General features: G+C 64.5%; 19 protein-coding genes. 9 read left to right on the forward strand and 10 right to left on the reverse strand.

The annotated features are described in order from the left end of the window. The first annotated feature begins 90 nt into the window (after nucleotides 1–90). The 7 genes from AC5V87_RS30560 (at nucleotide 91) to AC5V87_RS30590 (ending at nucleotide 7956) form a co-directional block, all read left to right on the forward strand. On the forward strand, nucleotides 91–1335 hold the full coding sequence (locus AC5V87_RS30560; protein WP_495368711.1) for an ABC transporter substrate-binding protein: 1245 nt from the start codon (nucleotides 91–93) through the stop codon (nucleotides 1333–1335). 101 nt (nucleotides 1336–1436) lie between these two features. Further along, complete coding sequence (locus tag AC5V87_RS30565) at nucleotides 1437–2312, forward strand: branched-chain amino acid ABC transporter permease (protein ID WP_283084867.1); 876 nt, start codon at nucleotides 1437–1439, stop codon at nucleotides 2310–2312. 1 nt (nucleotide 2313) lies between these two features. Next, nucleotides 2314–3240 (forward strand): branched-chain amino acid ABC transporter permease, encoded by a 927-nt coding sequence (locus tag AC5V87_RS30570; RefSeq protein ID WP_456836731.1) that lies wholly within the window; start codon nucleotides 2314–2316, stop codon nucleotides 3238–3240. Continuing rightward, nucleotides 3240–4721: an ATP-binding cassette domain-containing protein gene (locus tag AC5V87_RS30575; protein WP_495368712.1), complete on the forward strand. Its 1482-nt coding sequence runs from the start codon at nucleotides 3240–3242 to the stop codon at nucleotides 4719–4721. Before AC5V87_RS30570 ends, AC5V87_RS30575 begins: the two co-directional genes overlap by 1 nt. Before the next feature lie 40 nt (nucleotides 4722–4761). Further along, complete coding sequence (locus tag AC5V87_RS30580; RefSeq protein WP_495368713.1) at nucleotides 4762–5997, forward strand: ABC transporter substrate-binding protein; 1236 nt, start codon at nucleotides 4762–4764, stop codon at nucleotides 5995–5997. A 184-nt stretch (nucleotides 5998–6181) separates the two neighbouring features. Further along, on the forward strand, nucleotides 6182–7492 hold the full coding sequence (locus tag AC5V87_RS30585; protein WP_495368714.1) for an ABC transporter substrate-binding protein: 1311 nt from the start codon (nucleotides 6182–6184) through the stop codon (nucleotides 7490–7492). 281 nt (nucleotides 7493–7773) lie between these two features. Next, on the forward strand, nucleotides 7774–7956 hold the full coding sequence (locus AC5V87_RS30590; protein WP_495368715.1) for a hypothetical protein: 183 nt from the start codon (nucleotides 7774–7776) through the stop codon (nucleotides 7954–7956). Between the two features lie 182 nt (nucleotides 7957–8138). Here AC5V87_RS30590 and AC5V87_RS30595 read toward each other — a convergent pair whose 3' ends face one another. The 9 genes from AC5V87_RS30595 to AC5V87_RS30635 form a co-directional block, all read right to left on the reverse strand. Continuing rightward, nucleotides 8139–9308 carry a Gfo/Idh/MocA family protein gene (locus AC5V87_RS30595; protein ID WP_495368716.1) on the reverse strand — a complete coding sequence of 390 codons (1170 nt, stop codon included), beginning with the start codon at nucleotides 9306–9308 and terminating at the stop codon, nucleotides 8139–8141. Between the two features lie 49 nt (nucleotides 9309–9357). Beyond that, nucleotides 9358–9672 carry a septal ring lytic transglycosylase RlpA family protein gene (locus AC5V87_RS30600; protein WP_456836726.1) on the reverse strand — a complete coding sequence of 105 codons (315 nt, stop codon included), beginning with the start codon at nucleotides 9670–9672 and terminating at the stop codon, nucleotides 9358–9360. 104 nt (nucleotides 9673–9776) lie between these two features. Beyond that, the gene (locus AC5V87_RS30605) at nucleotides 9777–10622 is read right to left on the reverse strand and encodes a CmcJ/NvfI family oxidoreductase (protein WP_456836725.1); all 846 of its coding nucleotides are present in this window, start codon (nucleotides 10620–10622) and stop codon (nucleotides 9777–9779) included. Between the two features lie 369 nt (nucleotides 10623–10991). Beyond that, complete coding sequence (locus tag AC5V87_RS30610; RefSeq protein WP_495368717.1) at nucleotides 10992–11927, reverse strand: ABC transporter substrate-binding protein; 936 nt, start codon at nucleotides 11925–11927, stop codon at nucleotides 10992–10994. Further along, nucleotides 11924–13018 carry an LLM class flavin-dependent oxidoreductase gene (locus AC5V87_RS30615; protein WP_495368718.1) on the reverse strand — a complete coding sequence of 365 codons (1095 nt, stop codon included), beginning with the start codon at nucleotides 13016–13018 and terminating at the stop codon, nucleotides 11924–11926. Before AC5V87_RS30615 ends, AC5V87_RS30610 begins: the two co-directional genes overlap by 4 nt. Before the next feature lie 24 nt (nucleotides 13019–13042). Continuing rightward, entirely contained in the window at nucleotides 13043–14215 is a 1173-nt protein-coding gene (locus tag AC5V87_RS30620; protein WP_495368719.1) for an acyl-CoA dehydrogenase family protein, read from the reverse strand. Beyond that, nucleotides 14209–15009: an ABC transporter ATP-binding protein gene (locus AC5V87_RS30625; RefSeq protein WP_456836722.1), complete on the reverse strand. Its 801-nt coding sequence runs from the start codon at nucleotides 15007–15009 to the stop codon at nucleotides 14209–14211. Before AC5V87_RS30625 ends, AC5V87_RS30620 begins: the two co-directional genes overlap by 7 nt. Beyond that, nucleotides 15003–16025 (reverse strand): ABC transporter permease, encoded by a 1023-nt coding sequence (locus AC5V87_RS30630; RefSeq protein WP_495368720.1) that lies wholly within the window; start codon nucleotides 16023–16025, stop codon nucleotides 15003–15005. Before AC5V87_RS30630 ends, AC5V87_RS30625 begins: the two co-directional genes overlap by 7 nt. Then, nucleotides 16003–17106: an ABC transporter substrate-binding protein gene (locus AC5V87_RS30635; RefSeq protein WP_495368721.1), complete on the reverse strand. Its 1104-nt coding sequence runs from the start codon at nucleotides 17104–17106 to the stop codon at nucleotides 16003–16005. Before AC5V87_RS30635 ends, AC5V87_RS30630 begins: the two co-directional genes overlap by 23 nt. A gap of 475 nt (nucleotides 17107–17581) precedes the next feature. Between AC5V87_RS30635 and AC5V87_RS30640 the strand changes: the two genes are divergently transcribed. Then, nucleotides 17582–18562, forward strand: coding sequence for an ABC transporter substrate-binding protein (locus tag AC5V87_RS30640; RefSeq protein WP_456836719.1), 981 nt, complete (start codon nucleotides 17582–17584; stop codon nucleotides 18560–18562). A gap of 297 nt (nucleotides 18563–18859) precedes the next feature. After that, on the forward strand, nucleotides 18860–19111 hold the full coding sequence (locus tag AC5V87_RS30645) for a hypothetical protein (RefSeq protein WP_495368722.1): 252 nt from the start codon (nucleotides 18860–18862) through the stop codon (nucleotides 19109–19111). A 1-nt stretch (nucleotide 19112) separates the two neighbouring features. On the opposite strand, the gene AC5V87_RS30650 is transcribed toward AC5V87_RS30645, so the two are convergent. Next, complete coding sequence (locus AC5V87_RS30650; RefSeq protein ID WP_456836717.1) at nucleotides 19113–19541, reverse strand: hypothetical protein; 429 nt, start codon at nucleotides 19539–19541, stop codon at nucleotides 19113–19115. Nucleotides 19542–19719: the final 178 nt, after the last annotated feature.

A 19719-nucleotide genomic window follows, 5' to 3' on the forward strand; every position in this document is an offset into this window, starting at 1 on the left:
TGAACGCGGTTTCACTTGCCGAGAATTCCCTCGCCGTTATAGTCGCGCCCCAATAGCTCAAAGAAGCTTGGTTCAAAGGGAGAGAACAATATGAATAAAGCACTCTCTGTTGCATTGCGAATGACGGTTGGTGCGGCCGCGACGGGCGCGGTGATGGCGGCCTCAGGCGCAGCACTTGCAGCCGATCCGGTTCGGATCGGTGTGATCGCGGAAGCGCAGGCGATTGCCGGCGCCTCAATTCCGCAGGCGGCGCAGCTCGCTGCCGACGAGATCAACGCCAGCGGCGGCGTCGACGGCCGCAAGATCGAGATCATCTCCTACGACAATCACTCCTCCTCGGCGGATTCCGTGCGTGCATTCCAGCGCGCGGTGAACGAGGACAAGGTCAACGCGGTCATCGCCAGCTATATCAGCGAGGTCGTGCTGGCGCTGGAGCCGTGGGCGTCGCGGCTGAAGACGCCGTTCGTGACGCCGGGCGCAGCCTCCAACGAGATCAGCAAGAGCGTTCACGCCGATTACGAGAAGAACAAGTACACCTTCCACGGCTACCTGACCTCGGCGGCGCTCGCGCTCTCGGTCTGCGATGCCGCCAAGGACCTCCTCGTCGACAAGATGCACATGAAGTCGGCTGTGATCATGAGCGAGGATGCCGCCTGGACCAAGCCGCTAGACATCGGCTACGAGGAATGCCTGCCCAAGATCGGGCTGAAGGTGCTCGATCACATCCGCTTCTCGCCTGATACCACCGACTTCACGCCGATCTTCAACAAGATCGAAGGCGCCAAGCCCGACGTGATCATCACCGGCATCTCCCATGTCGGCGTGCAGCCGACGGTGCAGTGGAAGAACCAGCAGGTGCCGATCCCGATGTTCGGCATCTCCTCGCAGGCGACCAACGAGACCTTCGGCAAGGACACCAACCAGGCCGCCGAAGGCGTGCTCTATCAGGGCGTTTCCGGCCCCGGCGTAGCGGTGACGCCGAAGTCGGTGCCGTTCGCCGAAAACTTCAAGAAAAAGTTCGGCAACTACCCGTCTTATGCCGGCTACACCGCCTATGACGAGGTCTACTACATCGCCGACGCGGTGAAGCGAGCGGGCTCGACCGAAGCCGACAAGCTGGTCGCAGCGCTGGAGAAGACCGACTGGGAAGGCACGATCGGCCGCGTCCAGTTCTACGGCAAGGACGATCCGTTCACGCACTCGATCAAATATGGCAAGGGCCTGATCACGGGCTTGATGCTGCAATGGCAGGACGGCAAGCAGAGCGCGGTCTGGCCCAAGGACGTCGCCAAGGTCGACGTCAAGTTCCCTAGCTTCATCAAGCTCTCGAACTAGCAGGAACAGCTCCCGGGACCATCTCCCGGGAGCTTCCACATGCGGGCCCCGCAGCACCTTCCCTCGAAGCGGCAGTTTGACTGCCACCTGGCCAATCATAAATGCGAGTTTTTCAGATCCTGATCGATGGCTTCGCCATCAGCGCTCTCTACGCTCTCGGCGCCACCGGCTTCACGCTGATCTTCGGCGTCTCCGGCGTGCTCAACCTCTCCCACGGCGCCATCATGGTGGCCGCAGCCGTCGCGGCCTGGGCCGCCGCCAGCATCCTCGGCGTCGGCACCTATGCCGGCGCGCTGATCGGCGTCGCAGTCGCCCTCGTGACGGCCTTTGCCACCTATTTCGCGGTGGTGAAGCCGATCCAGGACTCCCGGCGCATCCCGAACGAGGAGAAGGAGATCTTCGTCCTCACCGGAACGCTGCTCTGGGGCATCATGATCCAGGAGCTGATCGCCTATTTCTTCACCAACAACGCCAAGACCGTGCTGCCGATCGTCGAGGGCGTGGTCGAGATCCTCGGCGTCCGCACCCCGCGCAACGAGATCTTCACCGCCATCGTGTGCTGCCTCGTCATCGCGCTATTGTGGCTGCTGGTGAACCGCACCCGCACCGGCAAGGCGGTGCTGGCGGCCTCGATGAACCCGCGCGGCGTCACCCTGCTCGGGCTCGAGCTCACCAACATCTACATCGTGGTCTGGGCGATCTACGGCATCCTCGCCGGCATTGCCGGTGTGCTGCTCGGCATGTTCTTAGGGGTCAGCTCCTACAGCGTCGGGCCGCTGACCGCGAGCGCGTTCTCGATCGTCGTGCTCGGCGGCCTCGGCAGCGTCTCCGGCTCGCTGATCGCGGCCTTCGTGGTCGGCTATCTCGAAACCATCACGGCCTATCTGGTCTCGCCGGCCTATCGCACCATCCCGGCACTGCTGCTGCTGGTGTTCGTGATGTACATCCGGCCCCAGGGCCTCTTGGGGAGACGCTGAGATGTCCACCTTCTTCACCTCGCGCCTGTTCTTCGTCTCGCTGGCACTCGTCATCATCGCGGCGACGCTGCCGCTCTATGTCTCCGGCTATGTGCTCGGACTGCTCACCGTCGCGTTCTATTTCGGCGTGTTCGCGATGGCCTGGGACCTGCTGTTCGGCTTCGCCGGCGAGGTCAATTTCGGCCCGACCTTCCTGATCGGCGTCGGCGCCTATACCGCCGGCATTTTGAACAACCAGTTCGGCTGGTCGGTCTATCTCTGCATCGTGCTCGGGGCGCTTGCCTCGGTCGTCGCCGGCCTCGTGCTGGCGCTGCCGGCGCTGCGGGTGCGCGGGCCCTATTTCGGCCTGACCACGTTGGTCGCGGTCTTGATGCTGCAGAACTTCGTGGTCGTGTTCGCCGATCTCACCGGCGGTGAGATCGGCCTCACCATCCCCGACGTCATCACCATCAATGCCGGCGCAAACTACTGGATCGCGCTCGGCTTCATGACGATCTCGGCGGCGATCCTTTACGGCCTGTCGCAATCGCCGATCGGCCTCGTGCTTCAGGCCAGCGGCCAGGATCCGGTGCAGGCCGGCGCGCTCGGCTTCAATATCGTCAAGCACAAGCTCGCCGCCTTCATCGTCTCGGCGTTCTTCTCGGGTCTGTCGGGAGCGCTCTTGGTGTTCTACTTCGGCACCGCCTCGGTCGGCACCGTCGTGGACGTCGCGGTCGGCGTCAACGTCATCGTCTCGGCTGTGCTCGGCGGCCGCCGCACCGTTCTCGGCGCGGCACTCGGCGCGATCTTCCTGATCGTCGCCGGCGAATTCCTGCGGCCGACCGGCGAGCTCGCGACCTTCATCGTCTCGGCGGTCGCGCTGCTCGTCGTGCTGTTCTTCCCCGGCGGCTTCCTCGGAGCGGCCCTCTCGCGCGAGGCTCGTTCGTGATGGATATGAGGCTTTCAAACCGGGCCGTGCTCGAAGTTCGCGGTCTCACAAAACGCTTCGGCGGATTGACGGCGGTCAAGAACCTCGGCTTCGAGGTCAATGGCGGCGAGATCTTTGGGCTGATCGGGCCGAACGGCTCGGGCAAGTCGACCGCGATGAAGAGCGTGATGGGCATCGAGCGCCCGACCGCTGGCGAAGTCGTGTTCGAGGGCGAGAATGTCGCTGGCCTGCCCGCGCATAAGATCGCGCGCAAGGGCTTTGGCATGGTGTTCCAACACTCGCGGCCGCTCAACCGGCAGACGGTGCTGGAGAACATCATGGTCGCGCTGCTGCCGGACAGCCTGTTCATGCTGTTCCCGGACAAGGCGCTGGTTGAGCGCGCCAAATGGATCGCCGACCGCGTCGGCCTCGGCAACGTGATGAATCGCCGTCCGCCGACGCTGCCGTTCGCCGACCTGCGTAGGCTCGAGCTTGCGAAAGCCATCGCCCGCGATCCCAAGGTCGTGCTGGTGGACGAGCCCTTCGCCGGGCTGACGCGGGCCGAGGTCGACATGTTCTCCGACCTGATCCGCAGCTTCCGCGACGAAGGCCGCGCCGTGATGCTGGTCGACCACAACGTCAAGAGCGTCGCAGCTCTCGTCGACCGCGTGCTCGCGATGTATCTCGGCGAGGAGATCGTCACCGGCAAGGCCGATGACGTCATGCGAAACGAGACCGTGCGCCGGGTCTATCTCGGCGGCGCCATCGAGACTCATGCGCGGCCCGAGACCAGCTTCAAGGACAAGGTGCCGCTGCTCCAGGTCGAGAATGTCAGCGTGTTCTACGGCAAGGCCCAGGCGCTGGAGAACGTCTCGATCCACGTCCACGAGGGCGAGTTCGTCTCCGTGGTCGGCCTCAACGGCGCCGGCAAGACCACTCTGTTCAACACCATCTCCGGCTTCCTGCCCTACACCGGCGAGATCGTCCGCGGCGGCGAAAAGCTGCGCGGCACGTCTCCTGCGAAGATCGCGCGCAGCGGCCTCGTGCAGTGCCCGGAATCGCGCGAGCTGTTCGGCGAGATGAGCGTGCGGGAGAATCTCGACCTCGGCGGCCAGCATCTTTCCGACGACAAGCGCGCCGCGCAGCTCGCCTGGCTGTTCGAGCTGTTCCCGATCCTCAAGGAACGCCAGGGCCAGATGGCGCAGACGCTCTCCGGCGGCGAGCAGCAGATGCTGGCGATCGGCCGCGCGCTGATGATGCAGCCGCAGATCCTAATCCTGGACGAGCCGACGCTGGGCCTTGCGCCGGTCATCCTCGAGCAATTGTCCAAGGCCCTGACCAAGCTGCGGCAGACCACTTCGATCACGGTGCTGCTCGGCGAGCAGAACGTGACCTTCGCGCTGCCGCACGCCGACCGCGTCTATGTGCTGGAGCATGCGCGGATCGTCTGGGAGGGTGATCCCGGCCGCTTCGCGGCGGAGGCCGGCGCCGATTTTCTGTAAGTCCTCGACATCAACAAAAAGCACAGAAAGGGAAACGACCATGCGATCTTCAGTTCTCAGCGGCAGCTTCATCGCCTCGGCGCTGGCGCTGTGCCTTGCCGCCCCCGCCTACGCGCAGTCGAACGATCCGATCAAGATCGGCGTCATCGCCGAGGTGCAGTCGATCGCGGGTGCCGCAACCCCGGGCGGCGCGCAGATCGCCGCGGACGAGATCAACGGCAAAGGCGGCATCCTCGGCCGCAAGGTCGAGATCGTCACCTATGACAACAAGAGCTCCTCGGCCGATTCCGTGCGCGCCTTCCAGCGCGCGGTGAGCGAGGACAAGGTCTCCGCCGTGATCGCAAGCTACATCTCGGAGGTCGTTCTCGCGCTCGAGCCCTGGGCGGCGCGGCTGAAGATGCCGCTGATCACGCCGGGCGCGGCCTCGAACGAGATCACCAAGGCGATCCACAACGATTACGAGAAGAACAAGTACACCTTCCACGGCTACCTGACCTCGGCCGCGCAAGCCCAGCTCGTCTGCGACGCCGCCAAGGATCTCCTCGTCGACAAGCTCAAGTTCAAGACGGTCGCGATCATGAGCGAGGACGCCGCCTGGACCAAGCCGCTCGACGTCGGCTACGAGGCCTGCCTGCCCAAGGCCGGGCTGAAGGTGGTCGAGCACGTCCGCTTCTCGCCCGATACCACCGACTTCACGCCGATCTTCAACAACATCGAGACCAAGAAGCCCGACGTGATCGTGACAGGCATCTCGCATGTCGGCGTGCAACCGACCGTGCAGTGGAAGAACCAGCAGGTGCCGATCCCGATGTTCGGTATCAGCGCGCAGGCGCTGAGTCCGACCTTCTGGAAAGACACCAACGGCGCCGCCGATGGCGTGCCGTCGCTCGCAGTGGCCACCCCGGACGTCGCCGTGACGTCGAAGACGAAACCGTTCGCGGCCGCCTTCAAGGCCAAGTTCGGCACGCCGCCGGCCTATACCGGCTACACCGCCTATGACGAGGTCTACATCATCACCGACGCGATCAAGCGCGCCGGCTCGACCGATCCGGACAAGATGGTCGCCGAGCTCGAGAAGACCAATTTCGAGGGCACGATCGGCCAGATCCAGTTCTACGGCAAGGACGACGAGTTCACCCACGGCATTAAGTCGGGCCCCGGCGCGGTGACCGGCCTCGTCTTCCAGTGGCAGGACCAGAAGCAGGTCGTGGTCTGGCCCGAGAAGATCGCCGAAGGCAGGCTGAAGTTTCCGAACTTCGTGAAGCTGTCGCAATAATCGGATCACAGCGACGCCAGGCCCACCGCTCTGCAGCGAGCGGTGGGCCTTTCTTTGTCTTTCGCAGGTGCGTTGTACGCGCCCGATCCGTATCGACCTTGGGCGATGTTGACTTTCCGCGGCCGCCCTCCCCATACTTCTCCAAAAAAGAACCAATCATAAGACGGATTTGAGGGAGGATAGGATGCCGACTTCACGCAGACAGCTGCTGAAGAATTCGGCGGCTGCCGCCGCCGCACTCAGCCTCGATTGGACGAGAGCCCAGGCGCAAGCCGAGACATTGCGCATCGGCCTGATCTACGACCTCACCGGCCCCTTCGCTGCCGGCGGCTCGGTCGCCTCCTCGGTCGGCGCGCAGATCGCGATCGACCTCGTCAACGAGAAGGGCGGCGTCGGCGGCAAGTACAAGGTTGCCCCGGTCGCCGCGGACTCCCAGAGCAAGCCCGACGTTGCGATCAACGAGGCCGAACGCCTGATCAACCAGGAGAAGATCGACATCCTCAACGGCGTCTATGCGAGCTCGCACGCGGTGCCACTCGCGGCCAAGGTCGAGCAGCAGAAGAAGATCCTCTGGATCACGACGGCGGTCTCGACCGCCGTGTTCAAGGACAAGAACCTGCAATACGTATTTCGCGCGCAGATCCATTCGGACCAATACGGGCAGGCCTTCGCCGCCTTCCTCACCGAACACGCCAAAGCTAAGCTCGGCATGGACCCGAAGGACGTCAAGGTCGCGCTGATCCACGAGGACGGTCCCTACGGCGTCGGCGTCGCCACCGCCGACGAGACCTATGCCAAGCAGGCCGGCATCCAGGTGGTGCTGCGGGAGGGCTACTCGGCCTCGGCGCCCGATCTCTCGGTGCTGGTCACCAAGATCAAGCGCGCCAAGGCCGACGTCATCTCGCATGCCGGCTACAACCCCGACATCACCTTGTTCCTGCGCCAGGCGCGCGAGAGCGGGTTGCGCTTCAAGATGCTGTTCGGCGCCGGGGCTGGCTACAGCCAGCTCGACAAGCTGCGCGCGACCTTCGGCGCCGACATCGACAATTTCTGCAACATCGATCCGGTGCCGGCGCAGCTGCTCGATCCCGCAAAACTCGCGCCCGGCATGGGCGATCTGATCAACGCGATGGTCACGCGCTACAAGGCCAAGACCGGCGCCACTGACGTGCCGCCGCACTGCTCGATGGGGTTCAACCAGACCTGGGTGCTGCTCAACAATGTGCTGCCGGTCGCCAAGGAGAAATACGGCAGCTTCGAGCCGGAGGCGATCCGCAAGGCCGCGCTCGACGTCGACATCCCCGCCGGTGGCACCATCCAGGGCTATGGCGTCAAGTTCTTCCCGCCGGGCACGCCGCTCTCAGGGCAGAACGAGCGCTCGACGCCGGTGGTGATGCAGAATGCCGGCGAGCACATCTCAGTGGTGTGGCCGACCAATATCCGCACGCAGGACCCGGTGTTCCCGCTGCCGAAGGGATCGACCTACGGGGCGTAAGACGATCACGGTGCGCCTCCACCTCGTTGTGGTGAGCGGCTCGCGAGATCAGCGAATTATTGAGAGGTTCTCGTCACGCGCGAACCTCTCGCCCATTGTTCCGCCGAGACGTGCTTTCGTCCGGTGCTCTCCTGCCCGCCTTTATTCGTTTCACGCTGTTTTCACGCCTTAATTCGGTTGACGGCCGACGATCGTCGTCGCGCAGGATCGGCACGCATTGCGCCCGTCCAGCCGGAATCAGAAAATTTCTCAGGTCGTGAGATCCAGCGATGGGGGTGAAAATGCCCGCCATACTCGAATTGCTCTACAGGGAATTCTGCCGCGCCCGCCTGGCGGAAATGCGCAAACAGCTTCTGCTCACCGGCAAGCAGGTCGAACTCGTTCTGCCGGACGACGACTCTGCCGATCCGGAGGCGGAGACGGACGCGCAGCATGAGGCGGAGTTGAACCGCACCAGCAAATAGGCGCCTCTCCTCCCGCCAGCGGCCGTTGAGAACGGCCGCACTTGTTCAGGAGGCAACATTGAGCACAGCCGAATTCTATACTGCGTCGATTGCCTGTCTCTCGTGCATGACCATCGCGATCATGATGGCGATCGGGGCCTGGTGGGCAAGGGCCTCGGCGAGCAGCGGCGCGTGGCAGCGGCCTACAGCACCACACGTCTCCCCTCTTCCGCGGCCCAATAGCCGGCGTAGTTCACCTTGATCGTCTCATAGGCCAGCGCGAGATCCGACAGCGGCTGCCGTCCGCTCGCGGCGCACTCCATGAAGTCCTGAATCTCCTGCAAATAGCCGCGCGTCCATTCCTCCTCGAGGCAGACATATTGCCAACCGGTCTTGCGATCGACCTTCTCGGTGATGTAGACGCCGGCAAGCTTCTCTTCGCTGGTCTGGTAGCTCACCAGATGCGTGTTCGGCGTGATGTTGGCGAACAGCGAGCCGCCGGAGGTGTAGGTCTCGATCAAATTGCGCACGCCGCCCATGATCATGTCGCCGGAGAACACGGTGGCCTTGGTGCCGTCGGAGAAAGTCGCCGTGAGCGTGCCCCAATCCTCGACATCGACGGGATTGGCCTTGATATAGGTACGCTCCTCCGGCTTCAGGCTCGCTGTCACGTTGCCGACATCGCAGCTGACGCTGGCGACATGGATGCTCTCGCCGCGCGCCCGGGCTTCGACCTGCTTCAGATACAGCACGGCTGAGAGCGGGTGGCAGCCCATGCGGATGAGCGAGCCGCCGCCGGTCATCGCCCATTGCGCCGCGTGCGCAGCATGCGAGCCGGAATGGCTCTCCTCGCCCTTCATGAACAGGATCTTGTCCTTCGTTGCCTTGATGATCTCCGCGATCTTGGTCACCGCGGGCGCATAGATCCAGTCCTCGGCATACATGAAGAGCTTTCCGGTCTGCTCGATCGCGGCCCGCGTCTTGTCCATCTCTTCGATCACGCGCTCATACATCAGGGCCTTCGGCACGTGCCTGCCGATCGGTTGCGCGTCCCCCTCGCGGCCGAAATAGCCCGCGAATGGCTTTTCGCAGATCACGTGCTTGCCCGCCTCCATGCTGGCGACGATCATCTCGGCATGGAGGTTGGGCGGGGTGCAGATGTCGACGACATCGAGCTGGCGGTCCGCGATCAATTCGGCAAAGCTGCGATAAACGCGCGGAATATTGTGATGCTGGGCGAACGCGACAACTTTGTCGCCGCGCGCGGCCACCGCCGCGACCTCGACATCGACGCCATAGACGCGCCGGAACGCATACATATGCAGCTCCGACACGAAGCCGCAGCCGACGAGTCCAACCTTGATTTTGGCCATAGCGCCCCCTCCCCCTTGCTTTGGGTGGCACTATAGCGCGCTCGAAAGCCTAATCCACCGAGACCCGCACCACGCCCGCGCTCATCATGCCGAGCGCGCGGGCGGCGGGCACCGAGAGATCGACGATACGGCCGCGGATGAACGGGCCGCGATCGTTGACGCGGCATTGGATCGTGCGCCCGCTGTAGGACACCCGCAACACGCTGCCAAACGGGCGCGTGCGGTGCGCGCAGGTCAGCTCTCCGCCTTTTCCTGCCCTGCCATATCCATAGTAGGAGGCAAGTCCACTTTCGGCCTGTGCAACTGAAATCAAAGGGAGAAATGAAGTCGTCAAACCAAGCAAGAATATCGTTTGCGCTCGCACGGCACCGCTCCCGGTTGGCCCTGCCCGGCGCTGCAAACGTCGTTTTGTTCCCGTAAGTTCCCAAAACACTGCCGCGCAATGCGCGGCAGTGCCATCACACTTTGTTACTGTTTGTGAAAAACCAGCGTCCGGACCTCGATACTTTCGCGCGGCGCCGCATCCGGCGGCGTGGTGGGATCGACGAAGGCCGTGTGCGGCCCGAAGCGCGTGCGGCCGTCGGTTGCGGAATCATAGCATTTGAGCAGCAGCGCCTCGTCCGGCGTCATCTCGGGGAAATAGAACCAGCGATGGTTGGGATTGTATTTCACCGAATAGGTTTCGCCGCGGCGGTTGGGATAGATCAGGTCGGAGGCGACGAGATCTTCAGGCGCGACCGTGGTGCCGTCGGCCATCGCCAGCGGTGAATCGCGTAAAGGTCCACGGATCGGCCGCCATAGGTTGATTACCTGCACGCGGCCCTTCAGCAGCTCGTCGGCCTCGTCGGGCAGATGCTCGCGCACGCGGTTGGCGCCGGAGACGACAGTCTGGTCGACATGGACACGCGTTGCCGGCTGACGCGGCCCGGCGCCGCGGATGTCGGCAGCACCCTCGACGCGCTTGCGCACCGTGTGGTCGAAGATCACGACGCGATCCGCCTTCAGCGCCGCGCGCAGGAACGCCTCGACCGCGGGATAATAGACGCTGCGAATTTCCTCCTCGTCGTAAAAGTCCTTCACCCGGGTCGGATGACGCACCAGCGCAAAACCCTCGCGGTCGAGCGAGAAATTGTCTGCGATCAGGCGCGCATCGAAGATCGGCACCTGATGCGGCTCCGGCAGCGAGGTGCTCTTGGGCTCGCCGGGCGGCGGGTCGAAGGCATAGGTGCGCGGCTTGCCTGATGTCGGCGCGAGATAGTTGAGTTCGGCGGTGACGAAGGGAAGCGACTCGATTTTTGTTTCTTGCAGGCCCATGGCCGGTCTCCCGATGTGGTCGTCGCATTGATTTTTGCGGGAGTGCGGCGTGGCGCAAGGGAGGCGGTGCAAATAGCAATGACGGTGTTGTCGTCAGAGCGAAACGTAGAAGGAACGGTTCGGGAAGGGCGATCGGGCTGGAACGTGTTCTTCCCGCTTCACGGATGCTTGAACGTTTGCGAGAGCCCTTCTTCCTTCTCCCCTTGTGGGAAAAGGTGGCGCGAAGCGCCGGATGAGGGGCATCTATCGGCGATTTCAATAGTGAGTGATGAGCGCGCGGACAGAACCCCTCACCCGTCTCGCCGCTGGCGCGGCGAGCCACCTCTCCCACAAGGGGAGAGGGTTAGATGCAGCGCTGCACGTTGAAGCCTACAGCCCCGCCTTCGCGATCGCATCCGCAAACGAGCGATCCACGATTTCCGCTGCATCCAGCTTCTGCTTGATCAGTCCCCAGCGGAAATAGAGATCGATCGTGCCCTGCTCGTCCGCAACCACGCCGTCGATCGGCGCGATCCGGATCTTGGCGCGGGAGAGCCAGTTTTGCGGCACGGCGGTCGGGATGTTCATCAGCCTGCCCCAGGTCGCGGCATAGCTGTCGATATTGTTCAGCGACCACGCCCGCGCCGCGATCAGGCGCCGGACGAAGTCCGTGAGCTCCGCGCGCTTGTCGCGGATCGCATCAGGCCGCGCCACCTGGAAGCTCAGACCCGGCGTCAGGCCCTCGGAGGTGATAATGCGGCGTGATTTGAACAGCACCTCCTCCTGGCTCACATACGGCTCCCAGGTCGACCACGCATCCACTGAGCCCTGCGTGTAGGCCATCTTGGCATCGGACGGCGCCAGGAACGCGATCTGCACGTCGCTCGCGCTCCAGCCGTTCTTCTCGAGCGCGGCGAGGATGAGTTGATGGCCGATCGAGCCGCGGCCGGTTGCGATCTTCCTGCCGCGCAGGTCGGCGAAGCTCTTGATCGGCGAATTCTCCGGCACGAGAATCGCGAGCCCCTCGCGCGTCTGCCGGATCGCGGCGATCGTCTTCACCGGCGCCCCGGAGGCGGCGGCGAAGGTGAAGGGCGCATCGCCAACGAGCCCGGTCTCGATCGCGCCGGCGCTGAGCGCCTCCAGCAGCGGGGCCGCCGCCGGAAATTCCTTCCACTCGATCTTGTACGGCACGTCCTTGAGCACGCCGGCGGCTTCCATCACCGCCTGCGAATTGCCCTTCTGGTCACCGACACGCAATGTGGTTTGCGCCGCCGCCAGTTCAAGCGAACCGAGCAGCAGCGCGCCGGCCAGCATCAGGCGGATCATTCAGCGGCCTCGCCGCGAACGGCTTTGCGCTCGGCGATCAGCTTGCGCGTCAGCGGGATCAACTCGCGGCCGTACTCGATTGTATCGGGAAGCGGATCGAAGCCGCGGATCAGGAAATGGCTGACGCCGAGATCGTAATAGTCGCCGAACACTTCGGCGACCTGCTCGGGGGTGCCGACCAGCGCGGTGGTGTTGCTGTTGGCACCGGTCAGCTTTGCGATCTCGGTCCACAGCCGCTTGTCGATACGCGCGCCCTGGTCGGCGAGCGCCAGGAGCCGTTTGGCACCGTCGGTGGCGTGATTGGGCCGGCGGTAGCCGGTCTGATCCTGCAGCGCGGTGGCGCGTTCGAGGATCTCGTCGGCCTTCTTCCAGGCGGCCTCCTCGGTGTCGGCGAGGATCGGCCGCACCGACAGGCTGAAGCGCGGCGTCGGCCGCCCGTACCTGACGGCTGCATTATGAACGCGCGCCGTGACGTCGCGCACCTGCGCATAGGACTCGCCCCACAGCGCGAACGTATCGGCATGCTTGCCTGCAACCTCGATCGCGGCATCCGAGCCGCCGCCGACAAAGGTGTAGATGCCGCCCTTCTGAACCGGCTTCACCTGCGAAAAGCCGTTCTCGACGGCGTAATACTTGCCGCTGTAGTTGAACGGCTTCTCGCTGGTCCATTCCAACCGCACCACGTCGAGGAATTCGCTGGTGCGGGCGTAGCGCTCGTCCTTGTCGTCGAGCGTGTTGCCGTCCTGCCTGAGCTCGGTGGCGTTGCCGCCGGTGATGACGTGCAGCGAGACGCGGCCGCCATAGAGCTGGTCGAGCGTGGCGAGCTGGCGCGCCAGCAGCGTCGGCGCGGTGAAACCCGGCCGCTGCGCGATCATCACCTTGAGCTTTTTGGTGATGGTCAGCACATGCTGGGCGACCTGCAGCGCATCGGGCGTCGTCGAATGGAACGCCAGCAGCGCGCGGTCGAAGCCGGCGAGCTCATGCGCCTTGGCCACGGTCTCGATATAGTTCGGATCAAGCACCGGACCCTGTCGCACGATGGTCTCGGAAGCATTGCTGTTCGCGATAAAGCCGATGAACTCGACCGACATCAGGGGAACTCCATTTGTGATTGGTCAGATGCCCAGCGCGGCGCGCCCGGCAGAGATTCTCGTAGAGTCGTCCTGGGGAGTATGGACACGCCCGCAGAGCACGTCGCGATAATGCCGCTCCAGCGGATTCTTGCGCGACAGGCCGTGATTGCTGGTCAGCGACAAAGCGTCCTCCACCGCGGCCACGGCGTTGTTGGTCACCGTCAGCTTGACGATGTTGGACTCGATCGCACTCGCCTGCAAGCCCTCGTCGAAATCGGACGCAAAACTGTCGATCAGACGTGCGTTGACCGCGAGCCGTGCCTCGATGCGGCCGAGAATTTCCTGGGCACGCGGCAGGCTTGCCAGCGGCGCGCCAAGATTGGCCGGCACCCGCGTCTTCAGGAAGCCGATCAGCCAGTCGCGCGCCGCGCGGGCGACACCGTCATAGATCGCCGCGACGAAAATGGTGTGGACGGTTGCCTGCGCAACGTCGGGCGTGCGCCAGTCCGAGGGCTTGCGGACATCGATCTCGGCATCGAGCGGGATCACGACGTCCTCGAAGATGACGTCGTGGCTGCCGCTGGCGCGCAGGCCGTGGTGATCCCAGGTCTCGACGATGCGCGCCCCCGGCAGGCCCGCCGGCACCAGGAATTGGCCGACGCGCGGTTCGGCCTCGTCGGTGCGGGCCCAGACCAGGTACCATTTCAGGATCGGCGATCCCGTCGAATAGATCTTGTGACCCGACAAGCGCCAGCCGGTCTCGGTGCGCCGTGCAATGGTCGCCGGCAGGCCGCCGCGCGCGGGCGAGCCCAGGTCCGGCTCGACGCGGAGCGCGTTGATGAGTGCGAGGCCCTCGACACTCTCGCGCGCAAGCTTGCGCGACAGCCGCGCCGGCCAGGTCGGGCTCCGCGCCATCACGAGATGATTGATGTAGTGCATCGACAGCACCAGCGCGGTCGAGGCATCGGCCTTGCCGATGATGCCGAGGATTTTCGCAGCATATCGTGCGCCCGCGCCGGCCCCGCCATGGGCCGCCGGCACGGTCAACGACAACAGGCCCGCCTCTGACAGCTCGCGAAAATTCTCGAACGGGAAACTGCCCGTGCGATCATGCTCGGCGGCGCGCGCGGCAAAACGATCGGCCAGCGTTTCGGCCCGCGCGATGAAGTCGGGATCGCTATGAGCTGCCCGCCCCTGGGCTGCGGTTGTCACCATGTGGCGTCCAGCCCCAGCAGCCCAAGGATCTGACGGCGCAGATCGGCCAGATACGGATCGCCGCGATGGCGCGGATAGGGCCGGTCGACACGGATGTCGGCCTTCACCCGCGCAGGCCGCTCGCTGAACACGATGACGCGGTTGGCGAGCACCAGCGCTTCCTCGGCATCGTGCGTGACGAGGAGCGTGGTAAAGCCCTTGCGCTGCCAGAGCGAGACCAGCTCGGCCTGCATGGTGATGCGGGTGAGCGAGTCGAGTTTGCCCAGCGGCTCGTCGAGGATCAGGATCTTGGGATCATTGACCAGCGCCCGTGCCAGCGCGACGCGCTGCGCCATGCCGCCGGAGAGCTGGTGCGGATAGGCATTGCGGAACGACGACAGCCCGACGAGATCGAGCGCGTCGTCGACGCGCTGCCGCTGGCTCTTCAAGATGCCCTGGGCCTCGAGGCCCAGGGCGACGTTGTCCCAGACCGACCGCCAGGGAAACAGCGTCGGATCCTGGAACACGACCACGCGCGAGGGATGCGGCCGGGTGATGCGCGCCTCGTCCTCGCGCAGCGTGCCCGCCTTGGGCTTGTCGAGGCCCGCGACCAGCCGCAGCAAGGTCGACTTGCCGCAGCCGGAGGGCCCGAGCAGCGCCACGAACTCGCCCGGCTCGACCGCGATGCTGACATCGCTGAGGACAGGCAATTCGGTGCCGTCGATGTCGAAGGCGTGGCTGACCTGCTCGATGTCGAGCGCGGCGCCGGCGGCCGGATGGGTGATCGCTTCGGCGAGAGCCGCTGCGGCTACCATTTGACTGTCCCCTTCTGCCAGACGAGGAGCCGGTCGCGGATCGCAAACAGCAGCGTGATCGCGCCGGAGCAGAGCAGCGACATCACGATCAGCGCCGCATACATGTTGGCGTAGGCCGCCCAGCCCTGCGCCCATTGCAGATACCAGCCGAAGCCGGCCTTGACGCCGATCATCTCGGCGACGACGAGTACCGCGAAGGACGAGCCGAGCCCCATGAACAGACCGACGAAGACGTGCGGCAGCGCCGCGGGGATCGCGACCTTCAGCACCAGGAAGGACGGCTTTGCGCCCAGCGTGCGCGCGACATCGTAATACGCGTTGCTGACGCTCGCGACGCCGGACCAGGTCAGCACGGTGACCGGGAAGCCGGTTGCGAGCGCGATCAGGAAGGTCGAGGCGCTCCAGCTCGACGGGAACGTGAAAAACGCGATCGGCAGCCAGGCGGTCGCCGGCAGCGGGCCGATGAAGCGCAGCACCGGATGCACCCAATAGCCGACCGCGCGCGACCAGCCGATCGAGACGCCGGTCAGAAAACCGATCGTCGCGCCGATGAGATAACCACCGAGCTGAAGCCTGATCGAGGCGAACACGCTATCCAGCAGCTTTGGCAGATCGTCGGTGTAGACCTCGATGATCGATTGCGGCGGCGGAAAGAACGGCAGCGGCAGCCAGGCGAATTTTGCGGTGGCGACTTCCCACAACGTCAAGAACACGCCGAGCGCGACGAGCCAGGGCGCGCGCTTGTGCAGCGCCGTTCCAGCCGTGCCGAGATAGTCGGCGCCGACGGTGCCGAACAGCGCTATGGCCGCGATGACGAAGGCGGCGATGCCGAGCGAATGTGTGCGCGACCAGTCGCCGACATCCGCCCACCACAGGCAGGACAGGCCGAAGGCAATCCAGGCGATGCTCGCGGCGACTCCGGCGCCGGAGTCGCGCAGCCAACTCGCCAGCAGCGGCGCGCGCGAGGTGCGCGGCGCGCCGGAGGCGAGGCCGTCAGACAGCGAATACGTCGACATAGATGCGCTCCGCGAACTTGGCCGTGTCGGTGCTCTGCTTGAACACCTGCACGCTCTTGAGATCGTCGGCATAGGCCTTGAGCTCGCGCTTCAGCACGTCGCCGACGGGGTGATGTTGATGGGTGTGGTAGCGCACCATGCCCTCGATGTCGGCGAGCGTTGCCGCCTTCGGCGCATAGGGCTGGAACGACTTTGCCGCGACAGCCGGATTTTGCGCCGTGAACATTGCGGCATCGAGCAGCGCCTGCGTGATCGCGCGCGCGACCTGCGGCTCCTCGCGCACGAGGCTGCCGCGCAGGCCGACGATGCAGCAGCTCTTGTCGCGATATTCGCCGTCGAGATTGGAGGCGACCTCCTTGTACTGGCTGTCCTTGAGCCAGAGATAGGCCAGCGGATCGGACGACAGAAAGGCCTGCACCTCGCCCTTCTCCACGGCGACGTTGAGCAGGTTGCCGGGATAGGCGCGCCAGTCGACGTCCTTGTTCGGATCGATGCCGAGCTTGGCGAGCTGGATCGAGAAGAAGTTCTTGTCGGGGCCGCCGAGATCACCGACGGCGACGATCTTGCCCTTGAGATCGGCAAGCTTGGCGACGCCCGAGTCAGTGCGCGTCAGCACGCGCATGCAGCCACCATGGGTGCCGGCGGCGATCTTGACGTCAAAGCCCTGCTCCAGCGGCTTGAGCCAGCGCAGCGCCATGCCCAGGCCGGCATCGCTCTTGCCGGTTGCGATCGCCTCGAGCAGCTGGTCGGTCGAGCCGGAATAATTGACGAGCTCGACGTCGAGATTCTGCTTCTGGAAGAAGCCACGCTCGATCGCGACGGGCAACGGCGCGAGGCACACCGCGCCGGCATTCCACGACAGCTTGAGCTTGCGCGGGGCTCCCGTCAGTGCCGGCGCATCGGATGCGGTCCGGCACAGCGGGAATTCCGCGAAGTCGACGCCGGGCGCGATCGCGCGCGGCGCAAAGGCCTGCGCGGCTCCGAAGGCGCCGAGCGGCGCGGCGAACGCCGCAGCAAGCCCAGCCTGGAGCAGATGACGGCGGTCAAGCCCCGAACCGCTGCGCTTGTTGTCGTTCTCCATCAGTCCCCACTCCTGCGCTGTCACGGCTCCGCCATGTGCGCAACGGTCCACGTTGCGCATGTTCCGTGCGGAGCTGCGTTGAGAGAAATTTGTTCCGTCGGCGTTTGCGCGCCACGTTGATGCGATGCGCAAATCATGCGGCGCACGCGCCGTGTCGTCAATGAAATGGAATTTCGAATGTAGCGCGAGGCGAAGTTATTCTCTCCATCAGCGCGCGCAGGCGCGATGAAACGATTTCTGCCGACGCATCGGCTGGCAGAGCGCAGCACTTCCCCCTCTCCTGCTGCATTTCTGCGCAACTGCATGCCGCACGGATGACACGTTCTCGAAAGCTGCGCTTCGCAAAAACGTCCTTGCCCGATGCGCGCGCAATACGAATGGCCATTTCATTGACTGCGCATCGCGCGATCATAGACTTGATCGTCTCGCTGCATCGTTCGCTCACGCGTTGTGAGCAAAGCAACAAGACAGGCCCATGAGCATCAACTCTGACGATCATTCCATCACCCGCCGGCTCGCCGCATCGCTGCTTGCCGCCGCCATCGCGCTGTCGACCGCCGCGGCTGCATTCGCCGCCGACACGGTGGTGCTGCGCGTCGGCGACCAGAAGGGCGGCAACCGCTCGCTGCTCGACATCTCCGGCTATGCCAAGGACCTGCCCTACAAGATCGAATGGTCGGAATTTCCTGCGGCAGCGCCGATCCTGGAAGCGCTCAATGCCGGCGCGCTCGACGTCGGCTACACCGGCGATCTCTCGTTCCTGTCGGTCTACGCCGCCGGCGCGCCGATCAAGGCGATCGGCGGCACACGCTCGGATGCGAAGACGCAAGCCATCCTCGTGCGCCAGGATTCGCCGATCAAATCGGCGGCCGACCTCAAAGGCAAGCGCCTCGCCGGCACGCGCGGCGGCTGGGGCCAGTTCCTGATCGACGCGACGCTCGAGAAGGCACAGATCAAGCTGGAGGATGCGACCTTCGCCCCGCTCGGCCCGGTCGACGCCAAGATCGCGCTGCTGGCAGGCTCGATCGATGCCTGGGCGGTGTGGGAGCCCTATGTCTCGTTCGCGACCTTGAAGGACAAGGCGCGCGTGATCGCCGACGGTGAAGGCCTGACGCCAACCATCACCTTCATCGTCGCCTCCGACAACGCCATCGCGACCAAGCGCGCGGCGGTGCAGGACATCGTGCAGCGGCTGAACAAGGCGCGGCTGTGGTCACTTGATCATCTCGCCGAGTATGCCAAGAACACCGCCGAGCTGACCAGGCTGCCGGAGGACGTGCTGCTGTCCGCCTACACTGCGCAGCGCACCAGCCCGATCGTGATCGACGAGAACGTGGTGAAGGAAATCCAGCAAGCCTCCGACCGCTCGACGCGCTACGGTATCCTGCCGAAGGTAGTCGACGTCAGCAAAGCCGTTGACCGCAGCTTCACGGCTGCGGCGGCGGGATCGAATTGAACGATGATCTTCGGACCGAGCCGCGGAGTTCGCTTCACGTGTCCCGCTTGCGAGAGAGGTCGGCGCGAGGCGCCGGGTGAGGGCTTTCTCCTCTGGGGGGTTCTCGCTCGTGGAAACACCCTCTCCCCAACTCTCCCCGGCAAGCGCAGGGCTATCGCATATGCGGATAATGCTGCAGGTTCGATGTGTCTTGTGAGCAGCCGATCGCTCCACAAACTCGTCATGCCCGGGCATAGCCGTCCGCAAGGACGGCGTCGCTTCGCTCGCCTATGTCCCTTGCTTTGCAGGAGTGAAGACGTGGATGGCCGGGACAAGCCCGGCCATGACGATGTGGAAACGGTAGCGCCAAAAATCACACCGTTTTCACATGCGATTGTCCTGCGCAAGCGGGGGACGGAGCGCGCCGTGTTCGCGGCAATGGGCAAATCCAACACGCCAAGGGGCACCGAGATGCGCGCACCTCGCCTCCGCGCCGGCGCGCTGCATCTCGCCGCCATCGTGCTCATGCATTTCGCCTGCATGAGCCTGATCGTGTGGCTGTCGCTCTAGCTTACCAATATGCGCGATAATAGGGACGATAGAAGGGCCGGTAGTAGCCGTAGCGATAGCCGTAATACGGGCGATAGGGCCGATAGTATCTGGGGTAAACGTAGGCCGGTCCGTATCCGTAATAGGCCGGCGCATAACCGTAGCCGTAGCCAGGGTAGCCATAGCCGCCATAATACGGGCCGCCGTAATAGCCATAGGCGTAAGGCGCGGTGCTGGCGGCGATGGCGCCGCCGATGATCGCGCCGGCTGCGAGACCGCCGAGGCCCCAGCCCCAGCCGCCGCGCCAATACACCTGCGTGACGTCATCGGCGGCCGCCGCCTTCATGGCCGCGACATTGGTTGGCATCGGCGCCGCATTGGCCTGATCGATTTGGCCCGCCATGACCGCGCTCGCCAGCGAACAGGCAATTGCCGTTTTCCAGATCCTCATCGTCGTGCTCCCTGTCTGACGTTTGCTTGGAAATGGGATCGCGTGGGCATGATCGGGCATCCTTGCGCCAAATCAAAGCCTGTTTATCAAGCCTGGATTCTGCGTGCGGCGCACAAGACGCGGCCGACCGGCGCGCTGAGGCGCGTCCGGCCGAACCGATGTGACAGCGGTACGACGG

It is taken from the genome of Bradyrhizobium sp. SOJA106 (assembly GCF_059448745.1).

Coding starts and splice junctions, on each gene's coding strand:
- AC5V87_RS30560 (WP_495368711.1), top strand. CDS start 91: ATGAATAAAGCACTCTCTGTTGCATTGCGAATGACGGTTGGTGCGGCC.
- AC5V87_RS30565 (WP_283084867.1), top strand. CDS start 1,437: ATGCGAGTTTTTCAGATCCTGATCGATGGCTTCGCCATCAGCGCTCTC.
- AC5V87_RS30570 (WP_456836731.1), top strand. CDS start 2,314: ATGTCCACCTTCTTCACCTCGCGCCTGTTCTTCGTCTCGCTGGCACTC.
- AC5V87_RS30575 (WP_495368712.1), top strand. CDS start 3,240: ATGGATATGAGGCTTTCAAACCGGGCCGTGCTCGAAGTTCGCGGTCTC.
- AC5V87_RS30580 (WP_495368713.1), top strand. CDS start 4,762: ATGCGATCTTCAGTTCTCAGCGGCAGCTTCATCGCCTCGGCGCTGGCG.
- AC5V87_RS30585 (WP_495368714.1), top strand. CDS start 6,182: ATGCCGACTTCACGCAGACAGCTGCTGAAGAATTCGGCGGCTGCCGCC.
- AC5V87_RS30590 (WP_495368715.1), top strand. CDS start 7,774: ATGCCCGCCATACTCGAATTGCTCTACAGGGAATTCTGCCGCGCCCGC.
- AC5V87_RS30595 (WP_495368716.1), bottom strand. CDS start 9,308: ATGGCCAAAATCAAGGTTGGACTCGTCGGCTGCGGCTTCGTGTCGGAG.
- AC5V87_RS30605 (WP_456836725.1), bottom strand. CDS start 10,622: ATGGGCCTGCAAGAAACAAAAATCGAGTCGCTTCCCTTCGTCACCGCC.
- AC5V87_RS30610 (WP_495368717.1), bottom strand. CDS start 11,927: ATGATCCGCCTGATGCTGGCCGGCGCGCTGCTGCTCGGTTCGCTTGAA.
- AC5V87_RS30615 (WP_495368718.1), bottom strand. CDS start 13,018: ATGTCGGTCGAGTTCATCGGCTTTATCGCGAACAGCAATGCTTCCGAG.
- AC5V87_RS30620 (WP_495368719.1), bottom strand. CDS start 14,215: ATGGTGACAACCGCAGCCCAGGGGCGGGCAGCTCATAGCGATCCCGAC.
- AC5V87_RS30625 (WP_456836722.1), bottom strand. CDS start 15,009: ATGGTAGCCGCAGCGGCTCTCGCCGAAGCGATCACCCATCCGGCCGCC.
- AC5V87_RS30630 (WP_495368720.1), bottom strand. CDS start 16,025: ATGTCGACGTATTCGCTGTCTGACGGCCTCGCCTCCGGCGCGCCGCGC.
- AC5V87_RS30635 (WP_495368721.1), bottom strand. CDS start 17,106: ATGGAGAACGACAACAAGCGCAGCGGTTCGGGGCTTGACCGCCGTCAT.
- AC5V87_RS30640 (WP_456836719.1), top strand. CDS start 17,582: ATGAGCATCAACTCTGACGATCATTCCATCACCCGCCGGCTCGCCGCA.
- AC5V87_RS30650 (WP_456836717.1), bottom strand. CDS start 19,541: ATGAGGATCTGGAAAACGGCAATTGCCTGTTCGCTGGCGAGCGCGGTC.